The sequence below is a fragment of the Streptomyces sp. NPDC046335 genome (assembly GCF_055587985.1).
The window spans coordinates 136,155-158,606 of sequence record NZ_JBVJFF010000018.1; the positions used below are offsets into that span (position 1 = coordinate 136,155).

Annotated in this window: 16 protein-coding genes; 13 read left to right on the forward strand and 3 right to left on the reverse strand. The window is 70.7% G+C overall.

Annotation, left to right across the window (positions count from 1 at the left end; all coding sequences use genetic code 11):
- Positions 1-219 precede the first annotated feature (219 nt).
- Positions 220-654, reverse strand: coding sequence for a helix-turn-helix domain-containing protein (locus ACZ6JY_RS35720; protein ID WP_469202841.1), 435 nt, complete (start codon positions 652-654; stop codon positions 220-222).
- 25 nt (positions 655-679) lie between these two features.
- Between ACZ6JY_RS35720 and ACZ6JY_RS35725 the strand changes: the two genes are divergently transcribed.
- The 10 genes from ACZ6JY_RS35725 (at position 680) to ACZ6JY_RS35770 (ending at position 13,911) form a co-directional block, all read left to right on the forward strand.
- Complete coding sequence (locus ACZ6JY_RS35725) at positions 680-1,906, forward strand: MFS transporter (protein WP_469202843.1); 1,227 nt, start codon at positions 680-682, stop codon at positions 1,904-1,906.
- Positions 1,907-2,039: 133 nt separating this feature from the next.
- Entirely contained in the window at positions 2,040-2,168 is a 129-nt protein-coding gene (locus ACZ6JY_RS35730) for a hypothetical protein (RefSeq protein ID WP_447041549.1), read from the forward strand.
- A 100-nt stretch (positions 2,169-2,268) separates the two neighbouring features.
- Positions 2,269-4,029 (forward strand): N-acyl-D-amino-acid deacylase family protein, encoded by a 1,761-nt coding sequence (locus ACZ6JY_RS35735; RefSeq protein WP_469202845.1) that lies wholly within the window; start codon positions 2,269-2,271, stop codon positions 4,027-4,029.
- Positions 4,026-5,015, forward strand: coding sequence for an NAD-dependent epimerase/dehydratase family protein (locus ACZ6JY_RS35740; protein WP_469202847.1), 990 nt, complete (start codon positions 4,026-4,028; stop codon positions 5,013-5,015). Before ACZ6JY_RS35735 ends, ACZ6JY_RS35740 begins: the two co-directional genes overlap by 4 nt.
- Before the next feature lie 20 nt (positions 5,016-5,035).
- Positions 5,036-7,657, forward strand: coding sequence for an aminotransferase class III-fold pyridoxal phosphate-dependent enzyme (locus ACZ6JY_RS35745; protein WP_469202849.1), 2,622 nt, complete (start codon positions 5,036-5,038; stop codon positions 7,655-7,657).
- Positions 7,654-8,712: a 3-oxoacyl-ACP synthase III family protein gene (locus tag ACZ6JY_RS35750; protein WP_469202851.1), complete on the forward strand. Its 1,059-nt coding sequence runs from the start codon at positions 7,654-7,656 to the stop codon at positions 8,710-8,712. The genes ACZ6JY_RS35745 and ACZ6JY_RS35750 overlap by 4 nt, the downstream gene beginning before the upstream one ends.
- Positions 8,713-8,723: 11 nt before the next feature.
- A complete protein-coding gene (locus tag ACZ6JY_RS35755) occupies positions 8,724-8,978 on the forward strand; it encodes an acyl carrier protein (protein ID WP_469202853.1) in 255 nt (84 codons plus the stop codon).
- A complete protein-coding gene (locus ACZ6JY_RS35760; protein WP_469202855.1) occupies positions 8,975-10,696 on the forward strand; it encodes an AMP-binding protein in 1,722 nt (573 codons plus the stop codon). Before ACZ6JY_RS35755 ends, ACZ6JY_RS35760 begins: the two co-directional genes overlap by 4 nt.
- Positions 10,697-10,720: 24 nt before the next feature.
- Positions 10,721-12,880 carry an MMPL family transporter gene (locus ACZ6JY_RS35765; protein WP_469202857.1) on the forward strand — a complete coding sequence of 720 codons (2,160 nt, stop codon included), beginning with the start codon at positions 10,721-10,723 and terminating at the stop codon, positions 12,878-12,880.
- A gap of 47 nt (positions 12,881-12,927) precedes the next feature.
- Positions 12,928-13,911: a class I SAM-dependent methyltransferase gene (locus tag ACZ6JY_RS35770; protein WP_469202859.1), complete on the forward strand. Its 984-nt coding sequence runs from the start codon at positions 12,928-12,930 to the stop codon at positions 13,909-13,911.
- A gap of 55 nt (positions 13,912-13,966) precedes the next feature.
- Here ACZ6JY_RS35770 and ACZ6JY_RS35775 read toward each other — a convergent pair whose 3' ends face one another.
- The gene (locus ACZ6JY_RS35775; RefSeq protein ID WP_469202941.1) at positions 13,967-14,995 is read right to left on the reverse strand and encodes a multicopper oxidase domain-containing protein; all 1,029 of its coding nucleotides are present in this window, start codon (positions 14,993-14,995) and stop codon (positions 13,967-13,969) included.
- 244 nt (positions 14,996-15,239) lie between these two features.
- On the opposite strand from ACZ6JY_RS35775, the gene ACZ6JY_RS35780 reads away from it, so the two are divergent.
- Both ACZ6JY_RS35780 and ACZ6JY_RS35785 read left to right on the forward strand, forming a co-directional pair.
- Positions 15,240-17,765 carry a ThuA domain-containing protein gene (locus ACZ6JY_RS35780; RefSeq protein WP_469202861.1) on the forward strand — a complete coding sequence of 842 codons (2,526 nt, stop codon included), beginning with the start codon at positions 15,240-15,242 and terminating at the stop codon, positions 17,763-17,765.
- Positions 17,765-19,993, forward strand: a complete 2,229-nt coding sequence (locus tag ACZ6JY_RS35785; RefSeq protein WP_469202863.1) for an OmpL47-type beta-barrel domain-containing protein — start codon at positions 17,765-17,767, stop codon at positions 19,991-19,993. The genes ACZ6JY_RS35780 and ACZ6JY_RS35785 overlap by 1 nt, the downstream gene beginning before the upstream one ends.
- A 116-nt stretch (positions 19,994-20,109) precedes the next feature.
- Here ACZ6JY_RS35785 and ACZ6JY_RS35790 read toward each other — a convergent pair whose 3' ends face one another.
- On the reverse strand, positions 20,110-20,451 hold the full coding sequence (locus ACZ6JY_RS35790; protein ID WP_469202865.1) for a hypothetical protein: 342 nt from the start codon (positions 20,449-20,451) through the stop codon (positions 20,110-20,112).
- A gap of 103 nt (positions 20,452-20,554) precedes the next feature.
- Between ACZ6JY_RS35790 and legP the strand changes: the two genes are divergently transcribed.
- Complete coding sequence (legP, locus tag ACZ6JY_RS35795; RefSeq protein WP_469202867.1) at positions 20,555-22,417, forward strand: Dot/Icm T4SS effector Zinc-dependent metalloprotease LegP; 1,863 nt, start codon at positions 20,555-20,557, stop codon at positions 22,415-22,417.
- Positions 22,418-22,452: the final 35 nt, after the last annotated feature.

Consider the following 22,452-nt stretch of genomic DNA (forward strand, 5'->3'; position numbering starts at 1 on the left):
GACAATTCGAAGGCCATAATTCCTTCCGATGCAGAAACCCGGGAACCGAGGCGGAAGATAAAGGCGATCACAGACGGCATATGCATTGGACATATAAACATGCGACGCGGGGCAACTGTCAAGGTTGCCGTGGTCAATCGATGGCCGAATTTGTCTTTTCCGCGCCCGGTTTTCCGTGGGAATTCCTCAAGGAAATCCGTGGGGTGCGAGGAGCACTGTTCATGGGTTCCTGCCGCGGGGTGCGGTTTCCCGTACCGGCAGCGCCTGTCTGATCATCCCGAGTTCCTCGCGAATACCCTCCAACGCGTCGGCGATACGGCCGAGAGCGTCCGGCGCCTGGGGCGCGGAGGCGGGGGGCGCGGAGGGCCTGAAGGGCGCCTCCGCCGATGCGCCCGGCACCTCGACCCCGTCGGGCACCACATATCCCGCGAGGCCCATCAGTTCCCAGTAGTCCAGGCCCAGCACGTGGGCCAGCCGGTGCAGTACGCGCGGTGAAGGGGTGCCGACGAAGCCGCTCTCCAGCTTGAAGAGATAGCCGGAGGAGATCTCGGCCGCCGCCGCCGCCGACTGCGTCGACCGGCCCTCCGCCTCGCGGGCCGCCCTTATGCGGTCCCCCATGAGTCTGGTGGGCCGCGGGGTCTGTTGCTTGGTCACATTCACTATGGTAGTCAGATTCACTATGGAGCACAAGCATCCGACCGCAACCCGCAGCACGGCGGCGCTCACCGTCGCGTCCCTGGCACTGGCCACGGACGCGCTCGTGTACGGCATGGCCGTGCCCTTGCTGCCGAAACTCACCTCCGAGAACGGCGCCCAGCCCCTCGATGTCGGCATCCTGTTCGCCGTCTACGCGGCCGCGCTCGTGGCCGTCACCCCATTCGTCGGCCTCTGGGTGGACCGCCGGGGCAACCGTCAGCCCCTGCTGGCAGGGGTGATCGGCCTGGTCGTGGCCACCCTGCTGTTCGCCTTCGCCCACGACACGACCCCGCTGCTGGTGGCGAGAGCGCTTCAGGGCGCCGCCGCCGGGGTGGTGTGGACGGCCAGCCTGGCCCTGATCGCGGCCACCCACGCACCGCGTGAGCGCGGCAAGGCCATGGGGGTCGCCCTGTCCTCGTTCGCGGTCGGCACCCTGGTCGGGCCACCCCTGGGCGGGCTGCTGACCAGCTGGTTCGACCCACGCGCGCCCTTCCTCCTCGCCGGCGTCCTCGCCATCGCCGACGGCGTGGCCCGCTGGTACCTGGTTCCGCGCGAGGGCGCCGTCACCGAGGCGCGCGGCACGCTCTCGGAGATCCGTGGCCGCGGCGGCCTGGTCCTGGTGGCGCTGCTCACGGCCGCGGGCGCCGCACTCCTCGCCTTCCTCGAACCCATCCTGCCGCTGCACCTGTTCACTACGGAGAATGCCGGTGTCGGCACGGTCGGCCTGGTCTTCGGCGCGGCCGGGGTCGCCGCCGCGCTCGCCCCGCCGGTCGCGGGGAGCCTGCTGCGCAAGATCGCGCCGGGCCCGGTCGCCGCGGGCGGCTGCGCGCTGGCCGCCGCGGCACTGGTCGCCGTCGGCTCCGTGGACGGCGTGATCCCGATCGCCGCCGCGCTCGCCGTGGTGACCATCGGCGCCTCGTTCGTCCTCACGCCCACCATCACCGTCATGTCGGAGATCGCCGAGGCCAAGCAGCCGCCGGCCTACGGCTCGGTGTACGCCCTCTACACGCTCGCCTACACGGCGGGCCTCACGATCGCCCCGCTCGGCGCCGGCTGGGGCATGCAGGGTCTTGGCTTCGCCGGGGCCGCCCGGGTCGCGGCGGGCATTGCCGTGCTGCTCGCCGTCGTGCTGCTGATTCAGGGCCGGCGCCGCCCGAAATCCGTGCCCACCGGCGTCGAGACGCCGTCCGGATCAGCGGAATCGGTCTGATGCACGTAATTTCCCGGGACCGTTCGAACGGATTCCCCGTGGTTTGAACCACGGAATTCCGTGATGGCATCCGCTCTGCCGACTCTCGTAGGGTCATTCGGGTCAGTGCAACAATCAACGAGGGGAGAGAAAGATGTTTGACATCGAGGTCACGGTCGTCGACGAGCAGGTCTCCAGTCTCGAAGAGATCGGCATGGACGAGGGATGTAGCAGCAGCTCGTCGAGCAGCTCGCTGGACATCTCCGACGTCGACTTCGAGTAACCGGAAAGTCGTACGCCGTCAGCGGTCCGTGGCACCCGCCGCGGGCCGCGCCCTTTGCGACCGGAGAACAGCACGCGCCAGAGAAGCGAGCGGGAGGGTCATGCCCAAGCCATTCGACGTGGTCGTACACGGCGGACGCTGGTTCGACGGCACCGGGGCGGCGTCCGCCGTACGGAATCTGGGCATCCGCGACGGCGTGGTGACCGCGGTCTCGGCCCGCCCGCTGCACGCCGGGGAAGGCGGACGGACGATCGACGCCCGTGGGCGCTGGGTCCTGCCCGGCTTCCTCGACATCCACACCCACTACGACGCCGAGGTCCTGCTCGACCCGGGGCTGCGCGAGTCGGTACGGCACGGCGTCACCACGGTGGTGATGGGCAACTGCTCCCTGTCCGCCGTGTACGCGACTCCGTTGGACTGCGCCGACCTGTTCGCGCGCGTCGAGGCCGTGCCGTACGACTGCATCCTCGACGCGCTGACCGCGTACCGCTCGTGGGACTCGGCCGAGAGCTACGTCGACGCGCTGGAGAAGCGGCCCCTCGGCCCGAACGTGGCGGCCTTCCTCGGCCACTCCGACCTGCGCGCGCACGTGATGGGGCTGGGCCGCGCGGTCGACCCGAAGGCGCGGCCCACCGAGCGGGAGCTGCGCCGGATGGAGGAGCTGCTCGCCGCGGCCCGCGCGGCGGGCCTGGTCGGGCTCTCCACCATGACGAGCCCCTTCTCGCGGCTCGCCGGGGACCGCTACCGCTCGGCCCGGCTGCCCTCCACCTACGCCTCGTGGGGCGAGTACCGGCGGCTGCACCGCACGCTGCGCCGCACCGGCGGCATCCTGCAGAGCGCCCCGAACCCCGCGATGCCGCTGAACACGCTGCTGTTCCTCGCCTCCGGCGCCGGCCGGGCCCGGCCGGCGCTCCGCACGACCCTGTTGACCGCGATCGACCCGAAGGCCGCCCCCGGCCTCGCCGCCGCCCTGACCCGCACCACCGCCGCCGCGAGCCGGCTGCTCGGCACGGATCTGCGCTGGCAGCACCTGCCGGTGCCGTTCGAGCTGTACTCCGACGGGATCGACCTGGTGGTGTTCGAGGAGTTCGGCGCGACCGCCGCCGCGCTGCACCTGCGCACCGAGGCCGAGCGGCGCGCCCTGCTCATGGACGACGGCTTCCGCGGCCGGTTCAGGCGCGAGTACCGAAGGCCCCTTCCGCCGCGCGCCTGGCACCGCGACCTGTACGACGCCGAGATCGTCTCCTGCCCCCGACCGGGCCTGGCGGGCCGGAGTTTCGGCGCGGTCGCGGACGAGCGCGGGCAGCACGCGGTGGACGCCTTCCTCGACCTGGTCGCCGCACACGGCACCCGGCTGCGCTGGAGGACCACGATCGCCAACCACCGCCCGGCCGTCCTCGACCGGCTCGCGACAAGCCCCGTCGTACAGTTCGGATTCGCCGACTCCGGCGCCCACCTGCGGAACATGGCGTTCTACAACGCGCCGCTGCGGCTGTTGAAGCGGGTGCGGGACGCCGAGTCGGCGGGCCGCCCGATCCTGTCCCCCGAGGCGGCCGTGCACCGGCTGACCGGGGAACTCGCCGCCTGGTTCGGCCTGCCCGCGGGCACCCTGCGCGAAGGGGACCGCGCCGACCTGGTCGTCCTCGACCCGGACGGCCTCGACGACGAGCTCGCCGCCTACCACGAGGCGCCGATGGCGGCGTACGGCGGACTGCCCCGCATGGTCAACCGCAACGACGCCGCCGTCGACGCCGTCTGCGTCGCCGGTGACGTGGTGTTCGAGAAGGGGAAGTTCACGGACGGCTTCGGCACCACCCGGGGCACCGGGCGGTTCCTGCGGCACGGCGGGGACGCCCGATGAAGGTCCTGGTGACGGGCGGGGGCGGCTTCCTCGGCGGCGCGGTGTGCGCGCGGCTCGCCGAGCGCGGCGACAGCGTGCGCTCCTTCCAGCGCCACCCGAATCCCGCGCTGGACGAGCTCGGCGTCGAGCAGCACCTGGGCGATCTGCGCGACGCGGACGCCACCGCGCGGGCCGTGGCGGGCCGGGACGCCGTGGTCCACTGTGCCGCGCTTGCCGGGGTGTGGGGCCCGGCCAGGGACTACTTCGCCATCAACGTCACCGGCACCGCGAACGTCCTCGCCGCCTGCCGCTCCCACGGCGTCCGGCGCCTGGTCCACTGCTCCAGCCCCGCGGTGGTGCACACCGGCGGCGACCTGGAGGGCGCCGACGAGTCACTCCCGTACGCGACCCGGTTCCTCTCCCCCTACCCGCGCAGCAAGGCGCTGGCCGAGCGGCTTGTGCTGAGCGCCGACTCCGCGCGGCTCGCCACGGTCGCGCTGCGCCCGCACATCGTGTGGGGGCCCGGCGACCCGCACTTCCTGCCCCGGCTGGCCGAGCAGGCGCGGCGCGGCAGGCTGCGGCGGATCGGCAAGGCCACGAAGAAGATCGACACGGTGTACGTCGACAATGCCGCCGAGGCGCACCTGCTCGCCCTGGACCGGCTCGCGCCCGGCGCGCCCCCGGCCGGACGGGCCTACTTCGTCACCCAGGACGACCCGCGCCCGGTCGGCGAGACCATCGACCAGCTGCTGTGGGCCGCCGGGGCCGGGCCGGTGACCCGTGAACTGCCCGAGTGGGCGGCCCGCCCGCTGGCCGCCGCCCTGGAGTACGGGGCGCGGGCCCTCGGGACGGGTGAGCCGCCGTTGACCCGCTTCCTGGCCAACCAGCTCACCACGGCCCACTGGTTCGACATCACGGCCGCCAGGCGCGACCTCGGCTATGTGCCCCGGGTCGGCACGGACGAGGGGCTGCTGCGGCTGCGCGCCGAGCAGTCGACCGCAGAGTGAGCGAAGCCGGAGGAGGATCGGTGAAGGCTGTCCTGGAGAGCTTCCGCGTGGCCTGGTGGACGGCGGTGCTCGTCGTGGGGTTCGGGCTCGGGCGGCGGGACAGGGTGCGGGCCGCGCGACTGCTGCGCCGGTATCTGCTGCGCATGGGTCCGCTGTACATCAAGGCGGGTCAGGTGCTCGGCACCCAGTCGGGGTTGCTGCCGCGCCAGGTGACCGAGCAGTTCCGGGAGTTCTTCGCACAGCTCCCGCCGATGCGGGACACGGCGCTGGAGAAGGTGCTGCGCCGGGCGCTCGGCCGGGCGCCGGAGGAGGTGTTCGACTCCTTCGAGCGCACCCCGGTCGCCGCCGGTTCGGTGGCGCAGGTGCACCGGGCCGTGCTCGACGGGCGGGCCGTCGCGGTGAAGGCCGTCAAGGCGGGCGTGCGCGGGCGCCTGGAGGCCGGTTCGTCGGTGATCGGCCGGCTGGCCTCCGTCGCGCATCTGCTGCCCCGGCTGCGCGGTTACGACCTGCCGGGGCACTTCGGCGAGCTGCGCCCGCTCCTCGTCGGCCAGTGCGACCTGGTCGGGGAGGCCGCCAGGCAGCGGGAGATCGGCGAGAACTTCCGCAACCACCCGTTCGTGCGGGTGCCGTGGGTGCACGAGCTGTCGTACGGCCCCGACCTGCTGGTCATGGAGTACGTCGACGGTGTGCCCGGCGACCGGGTCGACGAGGTGGCGCTGGGGCGTCCGGAGCTGGCGGCGCGCCTCCAGGACGCCTTCTACTGCATGGTCTACTTCCACGGCGTCTTCCACGTGGACCCGCACCCCGGCAACATCCTCTTCGGCACGGACGGCCGGGTCACCCTCATCGACTTCGGTCTCGTGGGACGGCTGTCCGAGGACGACAAGTGGGACCTCGCGTCCTTCTACTACGCGTGCATGCGCGGTGAGTGGGACCTTGCCGCGCGCCGCTTCACGCGGGCGTTCGCGGTGGACCCTCAGGCGGTGCTCGGGCAGGGCTCGTACGAGGAGCAGCTCGGCGTGGTGCTGCGGCGGCACTTCGAGGAGGAGGCGTCGCGCTGGTCGACGCTGGCGTTCCTCGACGACGCGATCCGGCTCCTCGGCCGGCACGGCACCCGGATCACGACGACGTTCTCGGTGCTCGCGCTGTCGCTGCTGACCGGCGAGGGGTTCATCTCGGCTGTCGATCCGAAGATCGACCTGTGGGCGACGACCCGCCGCTTCACCGGCCGGTTCTCCCCATACCTCAACGAAGAGCTGCACGCGGCCTTCCGCGCCGAGATCGCCGGGCGCTCGCCGCGCACGACGGCCCTGCGGGAGGAGGCCGCGCGGCATCTGGTCGCGCCGACGCACTTCGACCGGTTCGTGCTGCCGAGCCCGTTCCCCCTGGCGGTCGCGGAGGCGCACGGTTCGCGGCTGCGGGACCTGGACGGCAACGAGTACATCGACCTGTCGGGTGGATACGGTCCGCACATCCTCGGCTACGCGCACCCGGCGGTGGTGACCGCGATCCAGGAGGCCGCGGCCCGGGGCGCGGTCAACGCGATCGGCAACCCGGACGAGGTGCGGGTCGCCGCGCTGATCGCCGGGGCGTTCGGCCCCGACCACAAGACCGTGCTCAGCAATTCGGGCACCGAGGCCGTGCAGATCGCCCTGCGGATCGCCCGCGCGTACACCGGCCGGCAGCAGGTCGCCAAGTTCGAGGGGCACTACCACGGGTTCTCCGACCAGGGCCTGGTCAGCTCCTGGTTCCGCTACCGCGGCGACCCCGAGGCCCCCGAGCCGGTCGGCAACTGCGCCGGCATGCAGCAGTCGGTGGTCGACGGCACGCTCGTACTCCAGTACGGCGAGGCGGCCTCCCTGCGCCGGATCGAGGCGTACGGCGACCGGCTCGCGTGCGTGATCGTCGAGCCGATGCCGGCCGCCCTCGGCGACTTCGACGCGGACTTCCTGCGGGAGCTGTCCCGGGTGTGCGCGGCCAACGGCGTCCTGGTCGTCCACGACGAGGTGGTGAGCGGGTTCCGGGTGCACTACGGCGGGGCGCAGCACCTCGCGGGGGTGCGGCCCGACCTCACCTGCCTCGGCAAGATAATCGGCGGCGGGCTGCCCGCCGGGGCCGTGGTGGGCCGGGCCGGGCTGATCGACACCGTGCGTACCAGCGGGGACCCGTTCAAGGACGTCGACAGCCGGGCGTTCGCGGGCGGCACGATGAGCGGCAACTCGGTGACCGCCGCCGCGGGCGCGGCGACCTTGCGGGAGCTGCGCGACCACCCGGAGATCTACACCCGGCTGCGCGAGCGGACCGCGTGGCTGGTCGCCGACCTCGCCGCGCAGGCCGCCGACTGCGGGGTGCCGTGCGCCGTGCGGGGCCGGGACTCGGTCTTCTCGGTCGCCTTCGACCACGCCGCACCGCACCGGGTCCGAGACCGTCTGGCGGGCCTGGACGTCACGGCCACGCTGGCGCTCGCCTACCACATGCGCCGGTACGGGGTCTTCCTGCCGGAGCTGCACACGATGCTGCTGAGCGCCGCGCACTCCGACGGCGACCTGGAGCAGATCTCGGTGGCGTTCGGCAAGAGCGTGCGCGACATGCTGTCGACCGGCTTTTTCGACGCTCATCAGAATTCTGGGGGAATCGAGTGAAATTTCTAGCCATCGAGCATAGTTTTCCGACCCGCGAGGTCACCAACGAGGAGGTGCAGGCGCGGGTGCGGGAGGCGAGTGCCCCGCACTTGTCCCCGTCCGAACTGTCCACCGTCGAGGGTCTCGTCGAGGCGTGCTTCGCCTCCAGCGGCACCACCGTGCGCCGCCACCGGGCCCCGGGCGAGACGCCGAGCGGCCTCGCCGCGGACGCCGGGCGCCGGGCGCTCGCCTCGGCGGGCCTGGACCCCTCTGACGTCGATCTGCTGCTGTACGCGGGGATCGGCCGGGGTGTGCTGGAGCCGGCGTCGGCGACCACGTTCCAGGACCTGCTGGACCTCCGGCGCGCCAGCGCCTTCGACGTGCTGGAGGCGTGCGCGAGCTGGGTGCGCGCCCTACAGGTCGCGGACGCCTTCCTGCGCACCGGCCGCTACCGCACCGTCATGATCCTGAACGCGGAGTTCGGGGCGGCCGACGTCTACCGCTACGAGCTGCGCTCCCTCACGGAGTTCGCCCACTGGCATCCGACGGTGACCCTGGGCGAGGCGGCCACCGCCACCATCGTCACCGCGGGGCCACCGGACGAGGACGACGGCTTCGACGCGGACTTCCGCACCCACGGTGAGGCGCGCGACCTGTGCTTCGTGCCGCTGCCCGGCTTCGACGCCTACTTCGGCAAGAAGCCCGCGGCGGCGGGCGAGCCACGCCCGCTCCAGTTCGTGTCGTTCGGGCTGAGCCTGATGGAGTTCGGCACCCGCAAGCTGATCGAGCACTACCGGGAAGAGCCCCGGTTCGAGGAGTTCAAGGCGGACCTGGTCTTCGGTCACTCCGCGAGCGACGGGGCGAGCAGGCACGTCGCGGCGGAGTGCGGCATCGACGCCACGAAATACCGCTTCCACCATGCCCGGCACGCCAACACGGCGTCGGCGGCGGTACCGGTCAGCATGTCGGAGGCGGTGCGCGACGGCGAGCTCGCGGAGGGTGACCGGGTACTGCTGGTGGTCGCCTCCGCCGGGATCACCACGGCGCTGGCCAAGTTCGTCTTCCACGGACGGTGAAGGGACGCGGCATGAACAAGGACCTGATCTTCGAGAGGCTCGTCGAGACCGTCTCCGCCGTGGACGAGGGCGTCGACCCCTCGGTGCTCCGGCTCGACGAGACGCCTTTCCTGGCCTACGGGCTGAACTCGCTGAGCCAGCTGCGCGTCGGCGTCAAGCTCGCCGAACTGTACGGAGTGCCCTTCGAGGACAGCGACTCGCTGCTCGCCACGTCCCCGCTGAGCCTGGTGACGCTGGTCGAGCGGCGGCTGGCAGGTGCGGCATGAACTTCCTGGACGCCGTACGCGACGCCGTACGGGAGGCCGATCCCGGCAACGGCGTGCACTTCCTGACCCCCGGCAAGCCGGACGTGTTCCTGTCGTACGACAGGTTCCTGCGCACCAGCGCCCTGCTCGGCGGCAAGCTGCCGGAGGGCCGGGTGGTGGTGATCGCCGCCGACGGGCAACTGCCGACGCTGCAAGCCTTCTTCGCCGCGCTGTGGGCGGGCGGCCGGCCTCTGGTCCTGCCGTCGCCGCGTGCGCTCGGCGGCGAGGAGGCGTTCCGGCGGCACGTCGAGCGGATGCTCGCGGTGTTCCCGCCGGGCGAGGCGGTCCTCGCCCTGGAGGAGGGCCTGACCGAGGCGTCGTTCCCGGGTCCGGTGGTGATGCTGCCGCGCGAGGCCGAGGGGTACGACGCCCTCGACGAGCTCCCCGCGACGCCGGGGCCCGGCGGTGACGCGGTCGCCTTCCTCCAGGCGACCAGCGCCTCCACCGGGGACTCCAAGCTGCTGGCCGTCTCGCACGCCAACATCTGCGCCAACCTCCGCGCCCTGTACGTGTCGATGCACGCCCGCCGCGACGACCGGGTGGTGTCCTGGCTGCCGCTCTTCCACGACATGGGTCTGGTCGGCATGGGGCTGCTGAGCTTCTTCCACGCCTGGCCGCTGTACCTGATGAAGCCCACCGACTTCATCATGCGCCCGCATCTGTGGATACGGGCGCTCAGCAGCTACCGGGCCACGATCACCGCCGCGCCCAACTTCGGCTACGACCACGCCTACCGTGCCGTCGACACGGAGGAGCTGACGGGCTGTGACCTGTCGGCGCTGCGGTGTGCGGTGATCGGCGCGGAGCCGATCCGGCTTGCGACCATGGCGGGCTTCCACCGCACCTACACCCCCTACGGGCTCGGCGACGGCAGCCTGATCTGTAGCTACGGCATGGCCGAGTCGACCCTTGCCAGCTCCATGTGGGTGCCCGGCGAGACACCGCGCTACGTGGTCGTCGACCCCGTCGGCCTGGAGAGCGGTGCGTCACTGCGGCTGCTTGGCGAGGGGCTGCTCGGCGAGGAGCCACCCGCGGGCGGGGGCATCCCGGTGTTCTCCGTGGGACGGGCGCTGAACGGGCTGACGGCCACGCTGGTCGACGAGGAGGGCGGTCCTGTCGAGGAGGAAGGCGTCCTCGGCGAGATCATCCTGCGCGGGACGAGCGTGTCCGCCGGCCGTCTCGATCCCGTGACCGGCGTCCCCGAGCCCTTCCCCGGAGGGCTGCTGCCCACCGGGGACCTGGGCTTCCTCCACCGTGGCGAGCTGTTCGTCCTGGAGCGCCGCAAACACGTGATCATCCGGCAGGGCCGCAACCACCTCGCCACGCTCCTCGAGGAGCAGGTCTCCCGCATCCTGGACCACCCCGCCCACGAGATCGTCGTCCTCGAAGCGGACATCCACGACCCGGCCGGCGAGATCATCGCCCTCCTCGAACACGACCGGGGCGGCCGTGAGGTGACCGCCGAGCAGGCGGCGGCGCTGCGTCTGCTCGACCTGCCGATCGACACCGTGCTGTTCGCGCGCCGCCGCGTCATACCCCGTACGACCAGCGGCAAGAAGCGCTATCACACCACCCGCCAGCGGCTCGCCGACGGGAGCCTGAAGGCCGACCGGACGGTACGGCCCGCTCCGGCGCCGACGGCGCCGACGGTCCCGCGAGAGCCGTCGTACCGGAAATGACGTACACGAGATGAGGACGTTCCCTTGCCCGACGCACCCCGTGGCCCCTCCCCCCTGTACCGCTGGGGCGGGCTCATGGCCCGGTACCGCGTTCCGGTGCTCGCCGCCTGGCTCTGCCTGCTGATCGCGTCGGCGCTGTTCTATCCGAGCGTGGAGTCACGGCTGGCCGCTCCCGACTACACGGTCCAGAGCTCCGAGTCCGGGAAGGCGCAGCGGCTCATGGAGCGGCACTTCCCGGACTCGGGGGCGGAGCACGGCGTGGTCGTGTTCCGCTCGGCGCGGCTGACCGCCGACGACCCGGCCTACCGGCGATCGGTCGCACACGTCCTCGCCGCGCTGCCCCCGGACACGGCACGGCCGACCGGGCCCTACGACGCGAAGGGACAGGTGTCGCCGGACGGCCATGCGGCGGTGGCGACGTTCCCGATGACGGGCAGCCTCTCCGACCGCTCCGACCAGGCCGCGGAGGTCCAGCACCACATCCGGGAAGCGGCCGAGGGCCAACCGGTCCAGGCGTATCTGACCGGGCCCTCGGCGCTCACCGACGACCTGTCGGACGTCGAGCTGCGCGACCAGTCCGTCGCCGAGGCCATCGGAATCCCGGTCGCGCTGCTCGCCCTGCTGCTCTCGTTCGGTGTCCTCGTCTCCGCCCTGGTGCCGGTGGCGATGGCGGTGAGCGCGGTCCTTGTGTGCACGGCGCTGCTCGGGTTGCTGGCTGAGCCGCTGAGCCTGGACCGGTTCGTGACGGTCGTCGCGACCGTCATCGGCATCGGGATCGGCATCGACTACGCGCTGTTCGTGATCAGCAGGTTCCGCGAGGAGCTGGCCCGGCGCGGCGACGACCGGGCGGCGGTGCACACGTCGGTGTCGATCGCCCTGCGCACCTCGGGCAGGACCGTGCTGACGGCGGGTCTGATCGTCGCGGTCGCGCTCTGCTCGATGGTGCTCATCCGGGGCCACATCTTCATGGAGATCGCCGTGGCGTCCGGGCTGATGGTCGTCTGCTGCGTCGTCACCTCCCTCACCGCGCTGCCCGCGCTGCTCGCCGTCCTCGGCCCGCGGGTGAACAAGGGCAGGCTGCCGCGCCGGCTGCGGATGGCGGCACAGGACAGCACCCGGTGGGCGCGGTGGGCGTCGACCGTGCTGCGCCACCCCTACCGCCTCGGCGTGCCCGCGCTGTGCGTGCTGGTGTTGCTCGCAACCCCGCTGGCCTCGGTCAAGCTGGGCGTCGACTGGGGGCTCGCCTCCCTGACCGGCACCCCGTCGGGCAAGGGACAGCAGATCGTCGCCTCGTCCTTCGGTCCGGGCGCGGTGGGCCCGGTGCAGGTCGTCGCCTGCGGGCCGACCGCCGAGTCGGGCGTACGGCGGGTGGCGTCCGACGTCAGGGACGACGGGCAGGTCGCGCGGTTGCTGCCCGTCGAACGGTCGGGGGACTGCGCGAGCGTGCAGATCGTCACGACGGAGCGCGTCGACTCGCCCGAGGCCAGCACGTTCGTCCGCGACCTGAGGTCGGGGCCGGTGGACGACGCCTTCGCCGGTTCCGGCACCGAGGTGCGCGTCGGCGGGCTCAGCGCGGAGTACGTCGACCTGGCCGACGAGACCTCGGGCAAGCTGCCGCTGGTCGTGCTGGTCATCCTCGTGCTGTCGTTCTGCTATCTGCTGGTGGTCTTCCGCAGCGTGCTCGTGCCGGTCAAGGCGGTGCTGCTGAACCTGGTGGCGACGGCGGCCGCGCTCGGCGCCACGACCGCGGTCTTCCAGTTCGGCTGGGGCGAGCAGATCTTCGGCTTCACCAGCTCGGGCACGCTCCAGGCGTACCTCCCCGTCGCCCTGTTCGCGGTGCTGTTCGGGCTGTCCATGGACTACGAGATCTTCCTCGTCAGCCGGATCATGGAGGAGCGGGCGCGCACCGGCAGCGACACGGAGGCCGTCCCGGCCGGCCTGGCGCGCACGGCCCTTCAGATCACCACGGCCGCCGCCATCATGGTGATCGTCTTCGGCAGTCTGCTCTTCGCCCGCGTCCTGGAACTGAAGCAGTTCGGTTTCGGCCTGGCCTTCGCGATCCTGCTCGACGCCACCGTCGTACGGCTGCTGCTCGTCCCCGCGGTGATGGCCGTCGCGGGCGGCGCCAACTGGTGGCTGCCCGCCCGTCTGGAACGGCGGCTGCCGACCGTGTGGAAGGAATGACCGCCGCCGGGCCCTCCCGGCGCGCCCCCTATCGAGAGGTGGACAGCATGTCCCGTTCCAACGGCTATCGCGGCGTCTCCCGCACGGCCGCGGCCAAGCACTACGACGTCTCCGACGCGTTCTTCCGCATCTGGCTCGGCCCGAGTCTGGCGTACGCCGCCGCGCTGTGGGACGGCGACGACGACACGCTGGAGAAGGCCCAGCTCCGCAAGACCGACTACCTCCTCGACCAGGCGGGCGTGCGGCCCGGCAGCCGGGTGCTCGACGTGGGCTGCGGCTACGGCGGGGAGATGCGGCGGATGGTCGAGGAGTACGACGTCGAGTCCGTCATGGGCATCACGCTGAGCAAGGCCGCGGTCGACTGGACGCGGAACCTGGCGATCCCCCGTACCGACGTGCGGTTCGAGAACTGGGCGGACCACCGGCCCGCCCATCCGTACGACGCGATCATCTGCGTGGAGGCGATGGAGCACTTCGCCCGTCCCGGGATGTCCGGCCGGGCCAAGATCCGCGGCTACCGGGAGTTCTTCACGCGCGCCCGCGACTGGCTGGCGCCGGAGGGCCGCCTCGTCGTGCAGACGATCACCTGGGGGCACCGCTTCCCGATGGACCCGGAGCTGCTGCGCGGCCTGTATCTGGCGAGCCGGGTCTACCCCGAGTGCAACCCCTCCTACTTGAGCGAGTTGCAGGCGGCCAGTGACGGCCTGTTCGACCTGACAGCGCTGCGCAACGACTTCGGCCATTACGGACGTACGCTGCAATGCTGGCTGGCCAACCTGGACGCGGACCACGACCGTGCGGTGGAACTGGTCGGCCACCAGCGGGCGGACGACTTCAGGACGTGCATGACGACCGCCGTACGCGTCTTCCAGGAGGGGTGGTTCTATCTGCACCGGCTGACCTTCCGCCCGGTGCCACGCCCGGTCGGCCCGGCCCGCCATTTCCTGGTGAACAACGTCATCGGCCGTGAATCCCTGCCGACCCCGAAGTTCCTGCGGCGGCCGCCCGGGGAGGGGCGGGCGAGCCAGTGATGACACCCGGCCGCCCCGTCTCGTCACGTCGTGACGCCCGGCCGCCCCGTCTCCTCTAGTGGTGATGCCCGGACGCCTCGCCCCCGCCGGAATCCTTCTTCTCCCCCTTCGTCTCCCCCGCGGCCTTGCCCGCGTGATGCGGCTCGTAGTCCGGGATCGTGCCGTCCTTCTTCTTCACCAGGAACAGGCCCGCCATCCCCATGTCCGAGTGGCTCTGGACGTGGCAGTGGTACATCCACGCCCCGGCCCCCACGCCCTCGCCCGCGATGACCTGGAAGCCGAAGGAGTCACCCGGCCCGGTGATCTTGTCGTCGAGGATCTGGCTGGGGTCGTCGGGGCCCGTCAGCATGCCGGTGCGGTTGTCGGCCCAGCGGTGACCGTGCACATGGAACGTGTGGTAGTACTCGCCGTGGGTGATCGACACGAACTCGACCCGGTCGCCCACCGTGGCCTCGAAGTTGGGGCTGTCGTGGCCCGACTTGTTGTTGACCGTCATGTCGTTGAAGACGATCGTGAACGTCTTGTCGGGCAGCAGGTCGCCCTTGCGCCGCACGATCAGCGCCCCGTAGAGGCCCTTGCGCACACCGCCCGTTCCGTGGTCCGTGCCGACCACGTGATCGTGGTAGTGCCAGTAGCCGGCGGTCCCGGGCCGCCACGTGCCGTCCTTGCGGCGCCCCGGGGCGTGCGTGCGCCAGGTGTAGGTGCGCTTGCCGCCCGGCTCGACGTGGCTGTTGGTGTGCCGGGTGCCGTCGCTGGAGATCTCGTAGTCCATGCCGTGGACGTGCAGGCTGGCGTCGGCGTCGGTGGCGTTCTCGAACTCGATGTGCAGGGTGTCGCCCTCGTTGAGCTCGATGAGCGGGCCGGGGATCGACGCCTTGCCCTTCTCCAGGCCGTACCCCAACTGCCCGTCGGGGAGCTTCTCGGCGTACATCTTGATGCGCTTGACGTCACCGCCTGCGGGGGCGGTCCTCGGCACCTCGGCGGTGCTCGCCTCGGGCGCGTTCACCAGAGACAACGATGTCACCCCAGCGGCCGCGACCGCGCCGCCCGCGAGCATCTTCTTGTTGAAGCTCCGCCTGTCCATGCGGAACGTGGCCGAGCGGAATCTGTCCATGCCGCGTCCACCCATGCTGAACTCCCCACTGCCCTACGGAGACTGACGGGGCGCGGGAGGCCCCGGGGACGGCCATACGGTAACGACCGCACCTTCGTTTATCCACACTCAGGACAAAGTTGGTGCTATCCCGGTGATACCTATTGGCGAGTCGCGAAAAGAGGTCTAGCTTCGTCGGCGCTGTTGCTGTGACCGACGAGGGGTGGGTGTACTCATGCGGCTCTCACCGCATCAAGGGCCCTTGGCCGTACGAGAATTGGGCAGAGCACGACGCAGACCGAAACGCTCGCGCCGGGCCTGGGCGGCCGCGCTGCTCTCCGGAGCCATGGTCACCGGGGCGCTCTCGGCGCAGGCCGCCTCCGCGCGGCCGTACCCGGAACCGCCCGTGACAACGATGTCCCTTCCGTCGCCGCCCGGCGGCGCCAACGTCAAGGTGCTCGTCTTCCACGGTTCGGCGGCGGGCGGCGACGAGTCTCCCGTCGTCAACGCCGGCATCGAGGCCATCGAGAAGATCGGGCTCACGGGCCCCGAGGCCCAGCGGTTCAAGATCGTGGCGACGGACGACGCGTCCGTCTTCACCAACGAGAAGAAGCTCGGCAGGTTCAACGCCGTCGCGTTCCTCACGGGCGGCGGCGACGTCCTTGACGCCGAGCAGGAGGCGGGCCTGGAGGCGTACATGGAGGCCGGCGGCGGCTTCCTCGGCATCCATGACGCGGCCCGCGCCGAGCCGTACTCCTCGTGGTTCACCGGACTGATCGGCGCCCGTCCGGCGGACGCGAGCCCCACCAACGTCCAGCGCGCCACCGTCGAGGTCGGTGACCGCGAGAACCCGGCCACCAAGGACCTGCCCCTGGAGTGGAAGCGCCCCGACCGGTGGCTGAACTGGAAGAAGAACCCCTCGGGGGACGTGCATACGGTCGCCCGCGTACGGGAGTCGACCTACCAGCCGGGCGCGGGCAAGAACGGCTGGGACCACCCGGTGTCGTGGTGCCGTGACTACGACGGCGGCCGCTCCTTCTACACCGGCATGGGCGGCACCGCGGCGTCGTACGACGAGACGGACTTCCGCGGCCATCTGCGCGGCGCCCTGCTGTGGACCACCCGCATCGCACGGGCCGACTGCCAGTCGACGATCAACGCCAACTACAAGGCGGAGCGCCTCACCCAGGCCAACCAGCCGGGCAAGAACGACCAGATCGGCGAACCGCACGGCCTGGTCACCGCGCCCGACGGCAAGGTTCTCTACATCGGCCGCGGCGGCGCGGACTCCTCGCAGCCGGTGGTCACCGACTGGAACGACCCCGACGTCGGCAAGGGCACGGGCGAGATCCACGTCTACGACCCCAAGACCAAGAAGTCGACGCTCGCGGGCGCGCTGACCGTCTTCGGCAACAAGGGCGGCGGCGACGAGCTGATCAAGGTCGAGGAGGGTCTCCTCGGCATCGAGCTCGACCCGAAGTTCGAGCAGAACGGGTGGGTGTACCTGCACTACACGCCCCACTCGAAGATCAACCGTGAGACGCACATGGCCGAGCGGTACGTCTCCCGGTTCACGCTCGACCGCAGCACGGACAAGCTGGACATGGGCAGCGAGAAGGTGCTGCTGAAGTGGCCGGTGCAGATCCACAGCTGCTGCCACGCGGGCGGCGGGATGGCCTGGGACTCCAAGAACAACCTCTACATCGCGACGGGTGACAACAACTCCTCGCAGTTCTCGGACGGTTACTCGGGCAACAACCCGCAGCCGAACTTCAAGGGTGTCTCGTTCGCCGACGCGCGCCGCACCGCCGGCAACACCAACAACCTCAACGGCAAGATCCTGCGCATCCACCCCGAGGCCGACGGGACGTACACGCTCCCCGAGGGCAACCTCTTCACGGGCAAAGAGCCGGACGAGGGCGGCGGCAAGACGCGCGGCGAGATCTATGTGATGGGCGTCAGGAACCCGGCGCGCATCTCCATCGACAAGAAGACCGACACGCTGTACGCGGGGTGGGTCGGCCCGGACGCCGGCGCGCCGTCGACGACGTGGGGCCCGGCCAAGTACGACACGTTCGCGGCGATCACCCACGCCTCCAACCGCGGCTGGCCGTACTGCATGGGCAACAACCAGCCCTACCGCGACCGCAACCTGCCGGACCCGACGAAGCCGCTGGGCTGGTACGACTGCAAGAACCTCAAGAACGAGTCACCGAACAACGACGGCCTGGTGAACATCCCGCCGGCCGAGCCGAACAACATCTGGTACTCGCCGCAGGGCGGCGGCGTCGACTACCCGCGCGACGCCAAGGGCGTGCCGAGCTACAAGACGGAGGAGCAGAAGACGCTCCTGCCGTGGCTCAAGGGCGGCGGCCAGGCCACGATGAACGGCCCGGTCTACCGCTACGACGCGGCGAGCACGAGCGCCGACAAGTGGCCCTCGTACTGGGACGGCAAGTGGTTCGTCGGTGACTTCTACGACGCCGACCAGCCCCGGCACGCCGTGGTGACCGACCCGAAGACGGTCGGCAGCGGCGGCCTCCCGGTGCACGCCGAATCGCTGAAGAAGATCATTCCGATCGGCAACGACGGCATCAAGAACCTCATGGACTGGAAGTTCGCGCCGGACGGTTCGCTGTACGTCCTGGACTACGGCCGCGGCTTCTTCACCTCGGACTCCAAGTCGGCGCTGTGGCGCGTGACCTACAAGGGCAAGGCGGCGACCCCGGCCGCCGACGACCTGGCCAGGAAGGCGGGATGATGCGTTCTGCGACCCGGCGGACCATACGGTCCACACAGAAACGAAGACTGTATACAGCGCTGTTCGCCTCGCTCCTGATGGTGCTCGGCCTCACCTCGACGGCGGCCGTGGCGCGCCCCGACAACACCGGGCGCTCCGCGCAGGCGCAGACCCTCACGTGGACCGCCGACAACGACATCGCCAAGTACAAGTCGGCGCCCACGACGGCCGTGGCGGGCCCGACGACGATCGTCTTCGAGAACAGCGAGGCGACCGGCAACACGACCGGCATGCCGCACACGCTGACGTTCGACGTCTCCGACCCGGAGTACAACAACGACGTCCCGCTGAACATCCTCGCCAACCCCGACGACGACCAGGGCGGCAAGCACACCGCCGAGGTCACGCTCTCCCCGGGCCGCTACCGCTACCACTGCACGATCCCGGGCCACGCGTCGATGCAGGGCATCCTGGTGGTGACCGAGGGCGGCGGCGAGGACACCACCGCCCCCGAGGTCTCCGCGAAGGTCGAGGGACAGACCAACGCCGACGGCGCCTACGTCGGTTCGGCGACGGTGGCGCTGACCGCTACGGACGAGGGCTCCGGCGTCGACAAGATCGAGTACGCGGTCGGCGCGGACGGCACCTGGCAGCCGTACACCGCGCCCGTGGTCGTCGACCAGGTCGGCAGCCACAAGATCCGCTACCGGGCCGCCGACAAGGCGGGCAACGTCGCGGCCGAGAAGTCCACCGACTTCAAGGTGGTCGCACCGGACACGGACGACAAGACGCCCCCGGAGACCTCGGCCACGGTGACGGGCGAGAAGAACGACCAGGGGCAGTACATCTCGATGGCGACGGTCACGGTGACGGCGTCCGACACGGGTTCCGGTGTCAACAAGATCGAGTACGCGGTCGGTGACGGCGCCTGGACCACGTACACCGCCCCGGTCATGGTGCACGCGACGGGCGCCCACAAGGTCCGCTACCGCGCCGCCGACAAGGCGGGCAACCAAGCGGCGGAGAAGTCCGTCGAGTTCACCGTGGTCGCCCCGCCGGTGCAGGACAAGACGCCGCCGGAGACGTCGGCGAAGGTCGAAGGGACCAAGAACTCCGACGGCGCCTACATCGGCAAGGCGAAGGTGACGGTCACCGCGACCGACGCCGACTCGGGCGTCGACAAGGTCGAGTATTCGCTGGACGGCGGCCCGTATATCGCATACGAGGCGCCGGTCACCGTCGACCGCGCGGGCCGGCACACGGTGGCGTACCGGGCGAGCGACAAGGCGGGCAACACCGCGGCGGCCAAGGACGTGTCGTTCACGGTCGCGCAGGGCGGCGGAGTGCCCGCCCCGAACTGCCCCGAGTTCGACGAGCGGCTGACGGTCATCGTCGGCACCGTCGACACGGGCATCCCCAACCGGGTCACCAACAGCCGCTGCCGCATCAACGAGCTGATCGAGGACGAGAAGGAGTGGACGTCCCACGCCCTCTTCCTGAAGCACGTCAAGACCGTCACCGACAAGCTCAAGAAGGACGGTGAGATCGACAAGCGCGAGTACAACAAGATCAACCGCGCCGCCAAGGAGTCCGGCATCGGCAAGCCGGGCCAGACGGACGGCTACCGCAAGATCTTCGACGGCACCCAGGCGTCCCTGGACAAGTGGGAGCAGGTCGGCGGCGGCAAGTTCGGCCTCAACGAGGACGGCTCGATCACCAGCAGCACCACCGTCGACGGCATGGGCATGCTCTGGTTCCCTGAGCGCAAGTACGGCGACTTCTCGCTGAAGCTCCAGTGGCGGGACGACGCCCCGGGCAACGGCAACGCCAACGGCGGTGTCTTCGTGCGCTTCCCGCAGGTCCACGACCACCCGGAGGAGTCACGTCCGGAGTGGGTCGCCATCAAGTACGGGCACGAGATCCAGGCGCTCGACAGGCCTGACGGCGACATGTACAAGACGGGGTCGATCTACGGCTTCGACCGGGTGGGTCTCGCCGGCGCCGGCGTCACCCCGAAGGGCACGTGGAACGACTACGAGGTCCGGGTGGTGGACCAGCACTACTCGGTCTACCGCAACGGCGTCCTGATCAACGAGTTCGACAACACGGGCGGCCAGGCCTTCACGCCGCCGCGCGGCGACGACCCGGGCACGGACGGGCGGCGCTACTCGTCCGGCTATGTCGGCGTCCAGGTGCACGGGGTCACGGACGTGATCTCGTACCGCGACATCAGGGTCAAGGAGCTGTAGGCACGGGGTTCCTGGCACCGCTTCGGCGCCCTCGCCCCGCTCGGGGCGGGGGCGCCGTTGCGCTCGGCGCGGGGCGCTGTCGTGCTCGATCGAGGTGGGTGCCGCCCCGTGCCCGTTCAGCCGGCCGGCTTCACCTCCACCGCGACCGTGCCGGGGCCGCCGCGGGCCGGCACCGGGTTGTCGCGCACCGAGACGAAGTCCTCCGGGGCCACCGAGCCGGAGCCGTCGACGTCGGCGTGGACGCGGACGGTGTAGCGCGCCCGCGGGTCCGGCGGCGGGACCTCCAGCGTCAGCCGGGGGGCCGCGGTGAGATCGACGCCGCTCTCGGCCGCGCGTGAGACCACGCGGGCGGGCGCGTCCGCCGCGGTGATCTCCTCGACCTGTGCGCGCAGGGTCACGGTCCCTCGCGGCGGAAGTGTGCCCGGCGCGATACGGACAGCGATTTCTACGTTCCGCATACGCTCGCCCATCCCTTGTTGGTCGTGTCGTACCCCACTATTTTCCGCAAAATAGCGCCCTTTACGGCGGGGCGGAAAGACCGGGACCGAGGGGAGAGACCGGATGGCTGCTTCCGAGTCGCGAGTTGCGGGTGAGGGACACGGGGAGTTCCGCTCCTCCCGGGACAAGAAAACAGGGCTGATCGACGGCATCAGCTTCCAGACAAAACCGGTGCAGTACGTGGACATCGACGGCCTCGCTGTATTCGAGGGCGACATCGTGCTCGGGACGGTCGCGGAAGTCGAGCGCCGTACCGTTGAATTGCAGGCGGAGTCGGAGGGAAAGGCGCCGCAGTCGGCGGTCATCATTTCCGGGAAACAGTTCCGCTGGCCGAACGCGCTCGTGCCCTTCGAGATCGACGGCGGCCTGCCGAACCAGCAGCGCGTGACCGACGCGATCGCGCACTGGCAGTCCCGCACCCGGATGCGCTTCGTGCGGCGCACTCCGGCGAACCAGGCGCAGTTCCCCGACTTCGTGCGCTTCGTGCCGGGCGGCGGCTGCTCGTCGTTCGTGGGCCGGCAGGGCGGGGCGCAGAACCTCACGCTGGCCGCCGGCTGCTCGACGGGCAACTGCATCCATGAGATCGGGCACGCGATCGGTCTGTGGCACGAGCAGAGCCGTGAGGACCGCGACCAGTTCATCACGATCGTCTGGGCCAACATCACGCAGGGCTTCGAGCACAACTTCGACCAGCACATCACGGACGGCGACGACGTGGGTCCGTACGACTACGCCTCGATCATGCACTATCCGCGGAGCGCCTTCTCCAGCAATGGCCAGGACACGATCGTGCCGACCGTGCAGGGCGTCACCATCGGCCAGCGGAGCGGTCTCAGCACGGACGACGTCGCCGCCGTGCACGCGATGTACGGGCCTTCGCCCGCCTCGGGGCCCGTGGTGTCGTGGGAGTCGGACCGTCTCGACGTCTTCGGCATCGGCACCGACTCCGCGCTCTTCCACAAGTGGTGGGACGGCAAGGCGTGGGGTCCTGACATCAAGGGCTGGGAGTCGCTCGGCGGCGTCTGCAAGAGCCCGCCGACGGCGCTCGCGTGGGCGCACGACCGGCTGGACATCTTCGCCGTGGGCACGGACTCGGCGCTGTTCCACAAGTGGTGGAACGGCAACGCGTGGGGCCCCGGCGTCAAGGACTGGGAATCCCTCGGCGGAACGTGCGCCGGCGCGCCGGAAGCGATTTCCTGGGGCCCCGACCGGCTCGATCTCTTCGTGACCGGCACCGATTCGGCGACGTACCACAAATGGTGGAACGGAAGCGCGTGGGGCCCGAGCGTCAAGGGCTGGGAATCCCTCGGCGGGATTTCCATGAGCAAGCCGAAAGCGGTGTCCTGGGGCGCGAACCGGCTCGATCTCTTCGTGGTCGGTACGGATTCCGCGCTCCACCACAAGTGGTGGGACGGTAACGCGTGGGGCCCCAGCATCAAGGGCTGGGAATCCCTCGGCGGCGTCTGCATGAGTGAGCCTGTCGCCGTCTCCTGGGGCCAGAACAGGCTGGATCTCTTCGTGATCGGCACGGACTCCGCGCTCCACCACAAATGGTGGGACGGCAAGACGTGGGGCCCGAGCCTGAAGGGCTGGGAATCCCTCGGCGGCGTCTGCGCGGGCACGCCCGCCGCCGTCTCCTGGGGCGCCGACCGCCTGGACCTCTTCGTCATCGGCACCGACTCCGCGCTCCACCACAAATGGTGGGACGGCAAGGCGTGGGGGCCGAGCGTGAAGGGCTTCGAGTCGCTCGGCGGCGTCTGCACGAGCTCGCCGAACGCGGTCGCCTGGGAGCAGAACCGGATCGACGTGTTCGTGCGCGGCACGGACTCCGCGCTGCACCACAAGTGGTGGGACGGCAAGGCGTGGGGCCCGAGCGTGAAGGGCTTCGAGTCGCTCGGCGGGGCCCTGACCCGCTTCACGGACTGAGCGTCGCGTGGTGGCCGCCGCCTTCTCGGGGCTGA

What these genes read in the sequence shown, in the direction of transcription:
- ACZ6JY_RS35730 (WP_447041549.1), top strand. Translation starts at nt 2,040, where the DNA reads ATGTTTGACATCGAGGTCACGGTCGTCGACGAGCAGGTCTCCAGTCTC.
- ACZ6JY_RS35725 (WP_469202843.1), top strand. Translation starts at nt 680, where the DNA reads ATGGAGCACAAGCATCCGACCGCAACCCGCAGCACGGCGGCGCTCACC.
- legP (WP_469202867.1), top strand. Translation starts at nt 20,555, where the DNA reads ATGGCTGCTTCCGAGTCGCGAGTTGCGGGTGAGGGACACGGGGAGTTC.
- ACZ6JY_RS35740 (WP_469202847.1), top strand. Translation starts at nt 4,026, where the DNA reads ATGAAGGTCCTGGTGACGGGCGGGGGCGGCTTCCTCGGCGGCGCGGTG.
- ACZ6JY_RS35770 (WP_469202859.1), top strand. Translation starts at nt 12,928, where the DNA reads ATGTCCCGTTCCAACGGCTATCGCGGCGTCTCCCGCACGGCCGCGGCC.
- ACZ6JY_RS35735 (WP_469202845.1), top strand. Translation starts at nt 2,269, where the DNA reads ATGCCCAAGCCATTCGACGTGGTCGTACACGGCGGACGCTGGTTCGAC.
- ACZ6JY_RS35780 (WP_469202861.1), top strand. Translation starts at nt 15,240, where the DNA reads ATGCGGCTCTCACCGCATCAAGGGCCCTTGGCCGTACGAGAATTGGGC.
- ACZ6JY_RS35760 (WP_469202855.1), top strand. Translation starts at nt 8,975, where the DNA reads ATGAACTTCCTGGACGCCGTACGCGACGCCGTACGGGAGGCCGATCCC.
- ACZ6JY_RS35755 (WP_469202853.1), top strand. Translation starts at nt 8,724, where the DNA reads ATGAACAAGGACCTGATCTTCGAGAGGCTCGTCGAGACCGTCTCCGCC.
- ACZ6JY_RS35790 (WP_469202865.1), bottom strand. Translation starts at nt 20,451, where the DNA reads ATGCGGAACGTAGAAATCGCTGTCCGTATCGCGCCGGGCACACTTCCG.
- ACZ6JY_RS35775 (WP_469202941.1), bottom strand. Translation starts at nt 14,995, where the DNA reads ATGGACAGGCGGAGCTTCAACAAGAAGATGCTCGCGGGCGGCGCGGTC.
- ACZ6JY_RS35785 (WP_469202863.1), top strand. Translation starts at nt 17,765, where the DNA reads ATGCGTTCTGCGACCCGGCGGACCATACGGTCCACACAGAAACGAAGA.